Genomic DNA, 12,461 nt, shown 5'->3' with positions numbered 1-12,461 from the left:
CCATTTGCATCCCTGTCCGCCTTGATCGTTATCAATTCTCACGCCCATTCAGCGCGTTACCTTCGCCCTTAGTTAAGCAATGTCGATTTATCAGAGAGCCGTAAGGTTCCACACAGGAGAAACCCGATGAGTAAATTCCTGGACCGGTTTCGCTACTTCAAGCAGAAGGGCGAAACCTTTGCCGATGGGCACGGCCAGCTTCTCGAAACAAACCGGGACTGGGAGGACGGATACCGCCAACGTTGGCAGCATGACAAAATTGTGCGCTCAACCCATGGGGTGAACTGCACCGGTTCTTGTAGCTGGAAAATTTATGTCAAAAATGGTCTGGTGACCTGGGAAACACAGCAAACCGATTACCCGCGCACCCGTCCTGATATGCCAAACCATGAACCTCGCGGCTGCCCGCGCGGCGCAAGCTACTCCTGGTATCTCTACAGCGCTAACCGACTGAAATATCCGCTAATGCGCAAACGTCTGATGAAGATGTGGCGCGAGGCGAAAAAACTGCATCGCGATCCGGTAGAGGCATGGGCCTCCATCATTGAAGATGCCGATAAAGCCAAAAGCTTCAAACAGGCGCGTGGTCGTGGCGGCTTTGTTCGCTCCTCATGGCAGGAAGTGAACGAGCTGATCGCCGCTTCCAACGTGTACACCGTGAAAACCTATGGCCCTGACCGCGTCGCGGGCTTCTCACCCATCCCGGCGATGTCGATGGTTTCCTACGCTTCCGGGGCACGTTATCTTTCGCTGATTGGCGGTACCTGCCTGAGCTTCTACGACTGGTACTGCGACCTGCCGCCAGCCTCCCCGCAAACCTGGGGCGAGCAGACCGACGTGCCGGAATCCGCTGACTGGTACAACTCCAGCTATATTATCGCCTGGGGCTCTAACGTGCCGCAAACCCGTACGCCGGATGCCCACTTCTTTACCGAAGTACGTTACAAAGGCACCAAAACCGTCGCGGTGACGCCGGACTATGCCGAAATCGCCAAACTGTGCGATCTATGGCTGGCACCGAAGCAGGGGACCGATGCGGCGATGGCGCTGGCGATGGGCCACGTCATGCTGCGCGAATTCCACCTCGACAACCCGCGCCAGTACTTCACCGATTATGTCCGCCGCTATACCGACATGCCAATGCTGGTGATGCTTGAAGAGCGTGATGGTTATTATGCCGCAGGTCGTATGCTGCGCGCTGCCGATCTCGTTGATTCGCTGGGGCAGGAAAATAACCCGGAATGGAAAACCGTCGCTATCAACAGCAACGGTGAAATGGTGGCGCCAAACGGTTCAATTGGTTTCCGTTGGGGCGAAAAAGGCAAATGGAACCTCGAACAGCGCGACGGGACTACCGGTGCAGAAACTGAATTGCAGCTCAGCTTGCTGGGCAGCCAGGATGAGATTGCTGACGTGGGCTTCCCGTATTTCGGCGGCGAAGGTTCAGAGTACTTTAATCATGTGGCGCTGGATAACGTCCTGCTGCATAAACTGCCGGCAAAACGTCTGCAACTGGCCGATGGTTCTACCGCACTGGTCACCACCGTTTACGATCTGACCATGGCGAACTATGGTCTGGAACGCGGCCTGAACGATGAAAATTGTGCCGCCAGTTATGACGATACCAAAGCGTATACGCCAGCATGGGCCGAGCAGATCACCGGCGTGCCGCGGGCGCAGATCATCCGTATCGCCCGGGAATTCGCCGATAACGCGGATAAAACGCACGGACGTTCAATGATTATCGTTGGCGCTGGTCTGAACCACTGGTATCACCTCGATATGAACTATCGCGGGCTGATCAATATGTTGGTGTTCTGTGGTTGCGTTGGTCAGAGCGGCGGCGGCTGGGCGCACTACGTCGGCCAGGAAAAACTGCGTCCGCAGACCGGCTGGCAGCCGCTGGCGTTTGCCCTTGACTGGCAGCGTCCGGCGCGTCACATGAATAGCACCTCTTACTTCTATAACCACTCCAGCCAGTGGCGCTACGAGACGGTGACCGCCGAGGAATTACTGTCGCCGATGGCGGACAAATCCCGCTATAGCGGCCATCTGATTGACTTCAATGTGCGCGCCGAGCGTATGGGCTGGTTGCCGTCGGCACCGCAGTTAGGTACCAACCCGCTGTACATTGCGCGTGAAGCGGAAAAAGCCGGTATGACGCCGGTAGATTATACCGTCAAATCCCTGAAAGAGGGTTCGATTCGCTTTGCCGCCGAGCAGCCGGAAAACGGTAAAAACCACCCGCGTAACCTGTTCATCTGGCGTTCAAACCTGCTTGGGTCTTCCGGTAAAGGTCACGAGTACATGCTGAAATATCTGCTGGGTACTGAGCATGGTATTCAGGGGCTGGATCTGGGTAAACAGGGCGGTGTGAAGCCGGAAGAAGTGGAGTGGCGTGACAATGGCCTGGACGGCAAACTGGATCTGGTGGTGACGCTGGACTTCCGCCTGTCGAGCACCTGCCTGTACTCCGATATCGTACTGCCGACCGCCACTTGGTATGAAAAAGACGATATGAATACCTCGGATATGCATCCGTTTATTCATCCGCTGTCTGCCGCCGTAGATCCGGCCTGGGAATCGAAAAGCGACTGGGAAATCTACAAAGGCATTGCGAAGAAATTCTCCGAAGTCTGTGTAGGCCACCTGGGTAAAGAGACTGACGTCGTGACGCTGCCGATCCAGCACGATTCTGCCGCTGAACTGGCGCAGCCGCTGGACGTGAAAGACTGGAAAAAAGGCGAATGCGATCTGATTCCAGGGAAAACCGCGCCGCACATCATGACCGTTGAGCGCGATTACCCGGCGACTTACGAACGCTTTACCTCTATCGGCCCGCTGATGGAGAAAATCGGCAACGGCGGGAAAGGGATTGCCTGGAACACGCAGAGCGAAATGGACTTGCTGCGTAAGCTTAATTACACCAAAGCGGACGGTCCGGCGAAAGGCCAGCCGATGCTCAACACGGCGATTGACGCGGCAGAGATGATCCTGACGTTAGCGCCGGAAACCAACGGTCAGGTGGCGGTGAAAGCCTGGGCGGCGCTGAGCGAGTTTACCGGTCGCGACCATACGCATCTGGCAACCAATAAAGAAGAAGAGAAAATCCGCTTCCGCGATATTCAGGCCCAGCCGCGCAAAATTATCTCCAGCCCGACCTGGTCTGGTCTGGAAGATGAGCATGTTTCTTATAACGCCGGTTATACCAACGTTCACGAGCTGATCCCGTGGCGTACGCTGTCTGGTCGTCAACAGTTGTATCAGGATCACCAGTGGATGCGCGACTTCGGCGAAAGTCTGCTGGTGTATCGCCCACCGATCGACACCCGCTCGGTGAAAGCGGTGATGGGGCGTAAATCCAACGGTAATCCGGAGAAGGCGCTCAACTTCCTGACGCCGCACCAGAAATGGGGTATCCACTCGACCTACAGCGATAACCTGTTGATGCTGACTTTGTCGCGTGGCGGCCCGATTGTGTGGATGAGCGAAACCGACGCCAAAGATCTGGGCATTGAAGATAACGACTGGATCGAAGTCTTCAACAGCAACGGCGCATTGACCGCACGCGCAGTGGTCAGCCAGCGTGTACCGGCGGGCATGACCATGATGTACCACGCGCAGGAACGTATCGTAAACCTGCCGGGGTCGGAAATTACCCAGCAGCGCGGCGGTATTCATAACTCGGTGACCCGTATTACGCCGAAACCGACCCATATGATCGGCGGCTATGCGCAGTTAGCCTACGGCTTTAACTACTACGGCACCGTCGGCTCCAACCGCGATGAGTTTGTGGTGGTACGTAAGATGAAGAACATTAACTGGTTGGATGGCGAAGGCAATGACCAGGTACAGGAGAGCGTAAAATGAAAATTCGTTCACAAGTCGGCATGGTGCTGAATCTCGATAAGTGCATCGGCTGTCATACCTGTTCAGTCACCTGTAAAAACGTCTGGACCAGTCGCGAAGGTATGGAATACGCGTGGTTCAACAACGTAGAAAGTAAGCCTGGCGTTGGTTTTCCGAATGACTGGGAAAATCAGGAAAAATGGAAAGGCGGCTGGATCCGCAAAATCAACGGCAAACTACAGCCGCGCATGGGCAACCGGGCGCTGCTGCTGGGTAAAATCTTCGCTAACCCGCATCTGCCGGGCATCGACGACTACTACGAGCCGTTTGATTACGACTACCAGAACCTGCATACCGCGCCGGAAAGCAAACATCAGCCGATCGCGCGTCCGCGCTCGCTGATTACCGGCCAGCGGATGGACAAAATTACCAGCGGGCCAAACTGGGAAGAGATTCTGGGCGGCGAGTTCGAAAAACGCGCCAAAGATCAGAATTTCGAAAACATGCAGAAGGCGATGTACGGCCAGTTCGAAAACACCTTCATGATGTACCTGCCGCGCCTGTGCGAGCACTGTCTCAACCCGGCGTGCGTGGCGACCTGCCCGAGCGGCGCGATTTATAAGCGTGAAGAAGATGGCATCGTGCTGATCGACCAGGACAAGTGCCGCGGCTGGCGGATGTGTATTACCGGCTGCCCGTACAAGAAGATCTACTTCAACTGGAAGAGCGGCAAATCTGAAAAATGCATCTTCTGCTACCCGCGTATCGAAGCTGGTCAGCCGACCGTTTGCTCCGAAACCTGCGTGGGCCGTATCCGTTATCTCGGCGTACTGCTGTATGACGCAGATGCCATTGAAAGCGCCGCCAGTACGGAAAACGAAAAAGATCTGTACCAGCGTCAACTGGACGTGTTCCTCGATCCAAACGATCCGGCTGTCATTGAGCAGGCGCTGAAGGACGGCGTGCCGCAGAGCGTGATCGATGCGGCGCAGCAATCGCCAGTGTACAAAATGGCGATGGACTGGAAGCTGGCGCTGCCGCTGCATCCGGAATACCGCACGCTGCCGATGGTCTGGTACGTACCGCCTTTGTCACCGATTCAGTCTGCCGCCGACGCGGGTGAACTGGGCAGCAACGGTATTCTGCCGGATGTAGACAGTCTGCGTATCCCTGTGCAGTACCTGGCGAATCTGTTGACCGCTGGCGACACTCAGCCGGTACTGTTGGCGCTGAAACGGATGCTGGCGATGCGTCACTACAAACGTGCGGAAACCGTAGACGGTAAAGTGGATACCCGCGCGCTGGAAGAGGTGGGTTTAAGCGAAGCCCAGGCGCAGGAAATGTATCGTTACCTGGCGATCGCTAATTACGAAGATCGTTTCGTGGTACCAAGCAGCCATCGTGAACTGGCGCGTGACGCATTCCCGGAGAAAAGCGGTTGTGGCTTTACCTTCGGCGATGGTTGCCACGGGTCTGATACCAAATTCAATCTGTTCAACAGCCGCCGCATCGACGCTGTTGATGTGACCAGCAAAACGGAGCCGCACGCATGATTGAACTCGTCATTGTTTCGCGTCTGCTCGAGTACCCGGATGCTGCCCTGTGGCAGCATCAGCAGGAGTTGTTCGATGCGCTCGCGTCATCTGAGAACCTGGATAAAGAGGATGCCCAGACTCTGGGCGTTTTCCTGCGCGATTTAACCGCGCAGGACCTGCTGGATGTACAGGCCGCTTATAGCGAACTGTTTGACCGTGGTCGCGCCACTTCACTGCTGCTGTTTGAACATGTACACGGGGAATCCCGCGATCGCGGTCAGGCGATGGTTGACCTGATGGCACAGTATGAGCAGCACGGTTTGCAGCTCGACAGCCGCGAACTTCCCGATCATCTGCCGCTGTATCTGGAATACCTTGCGCAATTGCCGAAAAGCGAAGCGTTAGGGGGTTTACAGGATATCGCGCCGATTCTGGCGCTGCTCAGCGCACGTTTGCAACAGCGTGACAGCCGTTATGCGGTGCTGTTCGATCTGCTGTTAAAACTGGCGAATACCGTTATCGACAGCGACAAAGTGGCTGAAAAAATTGCGAATGAAGCACGTGATGATACCCCACAGGCGTTGGATGCGGTCTGGGAAGAAGAGCAGGTGAAATTCTTCGCCGATCAGGGGTGTGGCGAGTCGGAGATCTCCGCTCACCAGCGTCGTTTTGCCGGTGCCGTGGCGCCGCAATATCTGAATATCACCACCGGAGGACAGCACTAATGCACTTCCTGAATATGTTCTTCTTTGATATCTACCCGTACATTGCCGGATCGGTATTTCTGATCGGTAGTTGGTTACGTTACGACTACGGCCAGTACACCTGGCGGGCGGCTTCCAGTCAGATGCTGGATCGCAAAGGAATGAACCTGGCGTCAAACCTGTTCCACATTGGGATTCTGGGTATTTTCGCCGGTCATTTCCTGGGCATGTTAACGCCGCACTGGATGTATGAAGCTTTTCTGCCGGTCGACGTGAAGCAGAAGATGGCGATGATTGCCGGCGGCGCCTGCGGAGTGCTGACGCTGGTTGGCGGTATTTTACTGCTCAAGCGTCGTCTGTTCAGTCCACGTGTCCGCGCCACCACTACCGGTGCAGATATTTTGATTCTCTCATTGCTGGTGATTCAGTGCGCGCTGGGTCTGCTGACCATTCCGTTCTCCGCCCAGCATATGGACGGGAGTGAAATGATGAAGCTGGTCGGGTGGGCGCAGTCAGTTGTGACCTTCCACGGTGGCGCATCCGCACATCTGGATGGTGTAGCCTTTATCTTCCGTATGCACCTGGTACTGGGGATGACGCTGTTCCTGTTGTTCCCATTCTCGCGCCTGGTGCATATCTGGAGCGTGCCGGTCGAGTACCTGACCCGCAAATACCAGATTGTACGTGCGCGTCACTGATTGTGCGTTGGCAAGCTTAAGTTACTGTAATACTGAGATGTATTCAGCAATATAGCAGAAAAAAATAGCACGGGCATGGAGGCTGACTTCCTGCCCGTTTTTTCGCACTTCTTGCCCATTTTTCCCTGCGTGAGCGGGGATAAGCACACGTTGAACAGCTCGGCGCCTTATTTTCGGCTGGGTAATATGACGTTAATAAGCCCCAGAAGCCGATTTACGCGCTCCTGAATTGATGCAGGCATCAACAAGTGGAGCCGATAACCATAACGTGGATATATTTCTCTCATTGCCTCATATGTCCGTACCGCTTCCTCCCACGATTGTGTTCGTTCGTTATCCTGCTTATATATCGCTTTCCATGGCGGGAGAATAATAACGTCAGTGGCATAGCGAAATTGGTTAATAGCACGATGTAACCGGTTGGGTATTGGTTCGCCCACCAGCGTAAGATAGCCAGCAATATCCGGCAGCGCACGGTCGTAGAAGAGGGGAAGATCGGACTGTTCGGCCTGATACCAGGCATTAATATCCATTGCCTGCATGGCTTCTGCAAATCGCGCCGGAGAACGCCACGGCAGCACATCGCCGTTTATGTCCATTTGTTGTTTGATAACAGCACGCCCGGATTCGGGCTGACAGTGGAAACCACTTTTTTCCAGAGCCGTAATCAGCGTAGTTTTACCCGCGCCGGGCCCGCCAGTAATGATAATGCGTGAATTCATAGCAATAACCTTTATGCATTTGTAGTGAGGAAATTGGGTGTAGGTGTTGAAAAAGATCTGAAGGCAGAGGCTTTCGGATGTGAATAACGTGATTTGGAATAGATGTGTTTAGCAGAGGATGAGGGGGGAAGGATGACTCAGCGCTGCGCGCTTCGCCCTTCGGGTCGTTGCCTGTGGCAACGCTTTCTCGCTGCGCTCGAATCGAACCTTGGTCGAAGCTTCTCATCCTTCCCGTACAGAGAGATATGAGACACTATGCTTAACGGGGATAAGATACGCGACGGGAGTGATGGTGGTGGGGGAAGGATGACTCAGCGCTGCGCGCTTCGCCCTTCGGGTCGTTGCCTGCGGCAACGCTTTCTCGCTGCGCTCGAATCGAACCTTGGTCGAAGTTTCTCATCCTTCCCGTACAGAGAGATATGAGACACTGTGCTTAACGGGGATAATATACGCGACGGAAGTGATGGTGGTGGGGGAAGGATGACTCAGCGCTGCGCGCTTCGCCCTTCGGGTCGTTGCCTGCGGCAACGCTTTCTCGCTGCGCTCGAATCGAACCTTAGTCGAAGCTTCTCATCCTTCCCGTACAGAGAGATATGAGACACTATGCTTAACGGGGATAAGATACGCGACGGGAGTGATGGTGGTGGGGGAAGGATTCGAACCTTCGAAGTCGATGACGGCAGATTTACAGTCTGCTCCCTTTGGCCGCTCGGGAACCCCACCAGGGGTAATTCAAATTGTAGGTAAAGCTTGAAGATGGTGGTGGGGGAAGGATTATTCGTCGCTTCGCTCCTCACCCTACGGGCCGTTGCCGTTGGCAACGTTCTCTCGCTTTCGCTCGAGTCGAACCTTAATCGAAGGTTCTCACCCTTCCCCGACAAGTGCAAACTTCTGCATTGCTCATCGAGTTAACTACATCGATGTAGTGAATAATGGTGGTGGGGGAAGGATTCGAACCTTCGAAGTCGATGACGGCAGATTTACAGTCTGCTCCCTTTGGCCGCTCGGGAACCCCACCACGGGATAAATTCATTATGCTGCTTGCATTCTATAGCGGGAAGGATTATTCGGAGCTAAAGCTCCTCACCCTTCGGGCCGTTGCCTGCGGCAACGTTCTCTCACTATTGCTCGAGTCGAACCTTGAAGTCGATGACGGCAGATTTGCAGTCAGCTCCCTTATGATCGCTCGGGAACCCCACCACGGGGTAATGCTTAATACTGGCCCGCTTCCTTTCGGGAAGCGGGGCGCATCATATCAAATGACACGCCGCTGTAAAGCATTCCTTTGCCTGAAATGAACTGTTTGCGTACTTTTCATCCGTAACGGATTAAAGCTAATCAATTCATATTACTGACGATTAAAGAATAATCGTCCGATTGCCGTAAACAAAGACTCGCTGTGCCAGAACCTGATACAGCGCGCGGCTTAATACGTTTTTCTCAACGTCGCGCCCGGCACGCATCATATCTTCTGCGGTGTAAGTGTGATCGACATGAATCACGTCCTGCATAATGATTGGGCCTTCATCCAGATTATCATTCACATAGTGCGCGGTAGCGCCGATGATTTTCACGCCGCGCTCATAGGCCTGATGATAAGGACGCGCGCCGATAAACGCCGGCAGGAATGAGTGGTGGATATTGATAATTTTGTTCGGGAAGCGCGCCACAAAACCTGGCGTCAAAACACGCATATACTTGGCCAGCACCACATAGTCCGGTTGATGGGCATCAATGGCGTCCGCCATCTTCGTGTCATGCTCTTCACGCGTTAATCCCTCATGGCTGACCAGTTCGAAAGGGATCTCAAAACGTTCAACCAGCGAGCGTAACGTTTCATGGTTGCCAATGACCGCGGCGATTTCAACATCCAGCCCGCCATAGTTGGCTTTCATCAGCAGGTCGCCCAGACAATGCGCCTCTTTGGTAACCAGAATCACTACCCGACGGCGTCCGGCGGGATTGAGTTCACGAACAGAGCCTTCCGGTAAGGCGCTGTCCAGATCGGCCAGAAGAGTGGAATCATTGAAGATGCCTTCCAGCTCGGTCCGCATAAAAAAGCGTCCGGTGCGATGGTCCACAAATTCATTGTTTTGCACAATATTAAGCTCATGCTTATAGCAAATGTTGGTAATCCGCGCGATAAGGCCTTTTTGATCGGGACAAATAGTACGCAGAACTTTACGTTGTAGTGATTGCATTGCCGGAAAAATCCTGTTGAGAGTGTTTGCTGTATCGATACTGTCAGGCGTCACTGGCCGCAGCACTTTTTAAATTTTTTGCCTGAACCGCACGGGCAGGGATCGTTTCGACCCAACTGCGGGCGGGTACCGTCAATATAATACCACTGACCGTTTTCTTTGATAAAACGAGAACGTTCGATAATCGCCCCGGTTTTCCCTTGTTCGGAAAAACGCGCGATAAAACTAACATACCCTGTATTTTCTGCTTCTGACCAGGTATGTTCAAAAATAGTCAGGCCGAGCCACCTGGTATTGGCAAATCCGGCGATGATATCATCACGAAACGCGGCCGCATTGCAGGTTGGATGCCAGCTCTTAATTAAGTAATCTGCGTCTTTCATCACAAAAGCGCAGTAACGAGAGCGCATGAGATGTGACGGATCGGGTGCTACTCGTTCTCCGGACACAATACGACCACAACATAGGCTATACTCGTCAGCGCTACCACAGGGACAAGGCTGAGACACAATAATCTCCCTGAATATAAAAAACGGCGTTGAACGCCAGGGTGGCATTATGTTAACTGAGCAGTGGCGATGTTGCTACGTCTTGAAGCCAGGGGAAGTCGTTAAGTACGATGAGAAAAATGAAAATAGGGCTGGCGCTGGGATCTGGCGCAGCGAGAGGATGGTCTCATATTGGGGTCATCAAAGCCCTCAAGCAAACAGGCATTGATATTGATATCGTTGCAGGATGCTCAATAGGTTCACTGGTCGGCGCCGCGTATGCCTGTAATAAATTATCGGCGCTTGAACAGTGGGTATGTTCATTCCGCTACTGGGATGTTTTACGCCTGATGGATGTATCCTGGGGCAGAGGAGGGTTGCTTCGCGGCGAACGCGTATTTAATCACTATCGGGATATTATGCCCGTCACGGATTTTGACCACTGTTCAAGACGTTTTGGCGCAGTCGCGACGAATCTTAGCACTGGACGAGAGCTATGGTTTACTGAAGGCGATCTACACCTTGCCGTACGCGCGTCGTGCAGTATGCCAGGGCTGATGTCTCCGGTTGAGCATAACGGTTACTGGCTGGTAGATGGCGCAGTCGTTAATCCGGTACCTGTTTCGTTAACCAGGGCGCTGGGGGCTGATATCGTTATTGCGGTAGACCTGCAACATGATGCCCACCTCATGCAGCAAGATTTGCTCTCTGTAAATGTCGGGAATATCAATGAAGAGAGCGATGATGCGCTGCCCTGGCATAAGCGTTTAAAAGAACGTTTCAGTAGCCTGACTTCACGCCGTGGCGTGAGTTCGCCTGGGGCAATGGAAATCATGACAACCTCCATCCAGGTGTTGGAAAATCGTCTTAAACGTAACCGTATGGCTGGCGATCCGCCTGATATTCTCATTCAACCATTCTGTCCGCAAATCTCAACGCTGGATTTTCATCGCGCCCATGCCGCTATTGCGGCGGGTCAGTTAGCCGTAGAGAAAAAGATGGACGAACTTATACCCTTGGTGCGTACCGACGTTTAATGTACCTTTTACGATCACTTAAGCAAATTCTGACAGGCGCAAGCGGCAATACCATGCCACTATTGATTAAAGCCAGTCAGGGGAGAGAACATGACGCAGCCATTGGTCGGAAAACAGATTCTTATTGTTGAAGACGAGCCTGTATTTCGCTCGCTTCTGGATTCGTGGTTTTCCTCTTTGGGAGCGACAACGGCATTGGCAGGCGACGGGGTGGATGCCCTGGAGTTGATGGGGCGTTTTACCCCTGATCTCATGATATGTGATATCGCGATGCCGAGAATGAACGGTCTCAAACTGGTAGAAAACTTACGTAATCGCGGAGACCAGACGCCTATTCTGGTTATTTCCGCAACAGAAAATATGGCGGATATCGCCAAAGCGTTACGCCTTGGGGTTGAAGATGTCTTGCTGAAGCCGGTAAAAGATCTCAACCGCTTGCGGGAAACCGTATTCGCTTGCTTATACCCTAATATGTTTAACTCGCGGGTTGAAGAAGAAGAACGCCTGTTTCGTGACTGGGATGCAATGGTGAGTAATCCAACCGCCGCAGCGCAATTGTTGCAGGAATTGCAGCCCCCGGTACAGCAGGTGATTTCTCATTGCCGCATTAATTACCGGCAGCTCGTCTCCGCCGATCAGCCTGGACTGGTGCTGGATATTGCGCCGCTATCTGATAACGAACTGGCATTTTATTGCCTGGATGTCACCCGGGCGGGCGATAACGGCGTGTTAGCCGCATTGTTGCTGCGGGCGCTATTTAACGGCTTATTGCAGGATCAGCTCGGCCAACAAAAGCACCGTTTACCGGAGTTAGGCGCGCTATTAAAACAGGTAAATCATCTGCTCAGACAAGCCAATTTACCTGGGCAATTCCCGCTATTTGTCGGCTACTATCACAGTGAGCTCAAAAATTTGATTCTCGTCTCCGCCGGATTGAACGCCACCTTAAATACGGGCGCTCATCAGGTTCAAATTAGCAGCGGCGTGCCGCTAGGAACATTGGGTAACGCCTACCTTAACCAATTAAGCCAGCGTTGCGACTCGTGGCAGTGTCAAATATGGGGCGCAGGAGGGCGTCTGCGATTGATGTTGTCTGCGGAATGACCAAACGGAAGAGTGAGCGGAAATTGCTTTACCGGCCTTTCCCGACGAGTGTTACTATCTGCGGCAGATTTATAAGTATTTGTCTTAATTATACCAATATAAGTCCTTTTTGGACCTGAGGCT

Annotated in this window: 9 protein-coding genes, 2 tRNA genes and 5 other RNA genes; 6 read left to right on the top strand and 10 right to left on the bottom strand. The window is 53.3% G+C overall.

Annotated features, from left to right (window positions below; genetic code table 11):
* The first annotated feature begins 126 nt into the window (after positions 1-126).
* From J4613_RS03650 to narI, 4 genes are read left to right on the top strand one after another with little or no spacing between them, the layout of a single operon-like run.
* Positions 127-3,870, top strand: a complete 3,744-nt coding sequence (locus J4613_RS03650) for a nitrate reductase subunit alpha (protein WP_000032887.1) — start codon at positions 127-129, stop codon at positions 3,868-3,870.
* Entirely contained in the window at positions 3,867-5,402 is a 1,536-nt protein-coding gene (gene narH / locus J4613_RS03645) for a nitrate reductase subunit beta (RefSeq protein ID WP_000702629.1), read from the top strand. Before J4613_RS03650 ends, narH begins: the two co-directional genes overlap by 4 nt.
* Positions 5,399-6,109, top strand: coding sequence for a nitrate reductase molybdenum cofactor assembly chaperone (narJ, locus tag J4613_RS03640; protein ID WP_000571667.1), 711 nt, complete (start codon positions 5,399-5,401; stop codon positions 6,107-6,109). Before narH ends, narJ begins: the two co-directional genes overlap by 4 nt.
* Positions 6,109-6,786 carry a respiratory nitrate reductase subunit gamma gene (gene narI, locus J4613_RS03635; protein WP_000545594.1) on the top strand — a complete coding sequence of 226 codons (678 nt, stop codon included), beginning with the start codon at positions 6,109-6,111 and terminating at the stop codon, positions 6,784-6,786. The genes narJ and narI overlap by 1 nt, the downstream gene beginning before the upstream one ends.
* Positions 6,787-6,953: 167 nt before the next feature.
* Here narI and J4613_RS03630 read toward each other — a convergent pair whose 3' ends face one another.
* The 10 genes from J4613_RS03630 to J4613_RS03585 form a co-directional block, all read right to left on the bottom strand.
* Positions 6,954-7,508 carry an AAA family ATPase gene (locus J4613_RS03630; RefSeq protein ID WP_052932112.1) on the bottom strand — a complete coding sequence of 185 codons (555 nt, stop codon included), beginning with the start codon at positions 7,506-7,508 and terminating at the stop codon, positions 6,954-6,956.
* Positions 7,509-7,624: 116 nt separating this feature from the next.
* Positions 7,625-7,755: non-coding RNA, RtT sRNA (locus J4613_RS03625), on the bottom strand.
* Between the two features lie 43 nt (positions 7,756-7,798).
* Positions 7,799-7,929: non-coding RNA, RtT sRNA (locus tag J4613_RS03620), on the bottom strand.
* A 43-nt stretch (positions 7,930-7,972) separates the two neighbouring features.
* Positions 7,973-8,103, bottom strand: a non-coding RNA gene (locus J4613_RS03615) — RtT sRNA.
* A 43-nt stretch (positions 8,104-8,146) separates the two neighbouring features.
* Positions 8,147-8,231 (bottom strand) — tRNA-Tyr (locus J4613_RS03610).
* Between the two features lie 34 nt (positions 8,232-8,265).
* A non-coding RNA gene (locus J4613_RS03605) (RtT sRNA) lies at positions 8,266-8,397 on the bottom strand.
* A 44-nt stretch (positions 8,398-8,441) separates the two neighbouring features.
* Positions 8,442-8,526 (bottom strand) — tRNA-Tyr (locus J4613_RS03600).
* Between the two features lie 28 nt (positions 8,527-8,554).
* A non-coding RNA gene (locus J4613_RS03595) (RtT sRNA) lies at positions 8,555-8,696 on the bottom strand.
* A 170-nt stretch (positions 8,697-8,866) separates the two neighbouring features.
* Positions 8,867-9,709 (bottom strand): formyltetrahydrofolate deformylase, encoded by an 843-nt coding sequence (gene purU / locus J4613_RS03590; RefSeq protein WP_001191156.1) that lies wholly within the window; start codon positions 9,707-9,709, stop codon positions 8,867-8,869.
* 50 nt (positions 9,710-9,759) lie between these two features.
* A complete protein-coding gene (locus J4613_RS03585; RefSeq protein ID WP_001540172.1) occupies positions 9,760-10,218 on the bottom strand; it encodes a YchJ family protein in 459 nt (152 codons plus the stop codon).
* Between the two features lie 110 nt (positions 10,219-10,328).
* Between J4613_RS03585 and rssA the strand changes: the two genes are divergently transcribed.
* The gene (rssA, locus tag J4613_RS03580; RefSeq protein WP_001230575.1) at positions 10,329-11,234 is read left to right on the top strand and encodes a patatin-like phospholipase RssA; all 906 of its coding nucleotides are present in this window, start codon (positions 10,329-10,331) and stop codon (positions 11,232-11,234) included.
* 90 nt (positions 11,235-11,324) lie between these two features.
* Entirely contained in the window at positions 11,325-12,338 is a 1,014-nt protein-coding gene (gene rssB, locus J4613_RS03575; RefSeq protein ID WP_000193432.1) for a two-component system response regulator RssB, read from the top strand.
* The last annotated feature ends 123 nt before the right edge of the window (positions 12,339-12,461 follow it).

The sequence above is a fragment of the Salmonella sp. 32020114201800008SM genome (assembly GCF_017572025.1).
In the GTDB taxonomy this organism is placed as follows: Bacteria; Pseudomonadota; Gammaproteobacteria; order Enterobacterales; family Enterobacteriaceae; genus Salmonella; species Salmonella enterica.
The sequence above is the reverse complement of the archived record's forward strand: the minus strand, read 5'-3'. Positions and strand labels throughout refer to the sequence as shown.

Excerpts from the sequence above, each read along its gene's own strand:
- narI (WP_000545594.1), top strand. The coding sequence starts at position 6,109 with ATGCACTTCCTGAATATGTTCTTCTTTGATATCTACCCGTACATTGCC.
- narH (WP_000702629.1), top strand. The coding sequence starts at position 3,867 with ATGAAAATTCGTTCACAAGTCGGCATGGTGCTGAATCTCGATAAGTGC.
- narJ (WP_000571667.1), top strand. The coding sequence starts at position 5,399 with ATGATTGAACTCGTCATTGTTTCGCGTCTGCTCGAGTACCCGGATGCT.
- J4613_RS03630 (WP_052932112.1), bottom strand. The coding sequence starts at position 7,508 with ATGAATTCACGCATTATCATTACTGGCGGGCCCGGCGCGGGTAAAACT.
- purU (WP_001191156.1), bottom strand. The coding sequence starts at position 9,709 with ATGCAATCACTACAACGTAAAGTTCTGCGTACTATTTGTCCCGATCAA.
- J4613_RS03650 (WP_000032887.1), top strand. The coding sequence starts at position 127 with ATGAGTAAATTCCTGGACCGGTTTCGCTACTTCAAGCAGAAGGGCGAA.
- rssA (WP_001230575.1), top strand. The coding sequence starts at position 10,329 with ATGAGAAAAATGAAAATAGGGCTGGCGCTGGGATCTGGCGCAGCGAGA.
- rssB (WP_000193432.1), top strand. The coding sequence starts at position 11,325 with ATGACGCAGCCATTGGTCGGAAAACAGATTCTTATTGTTGAAGACGAG.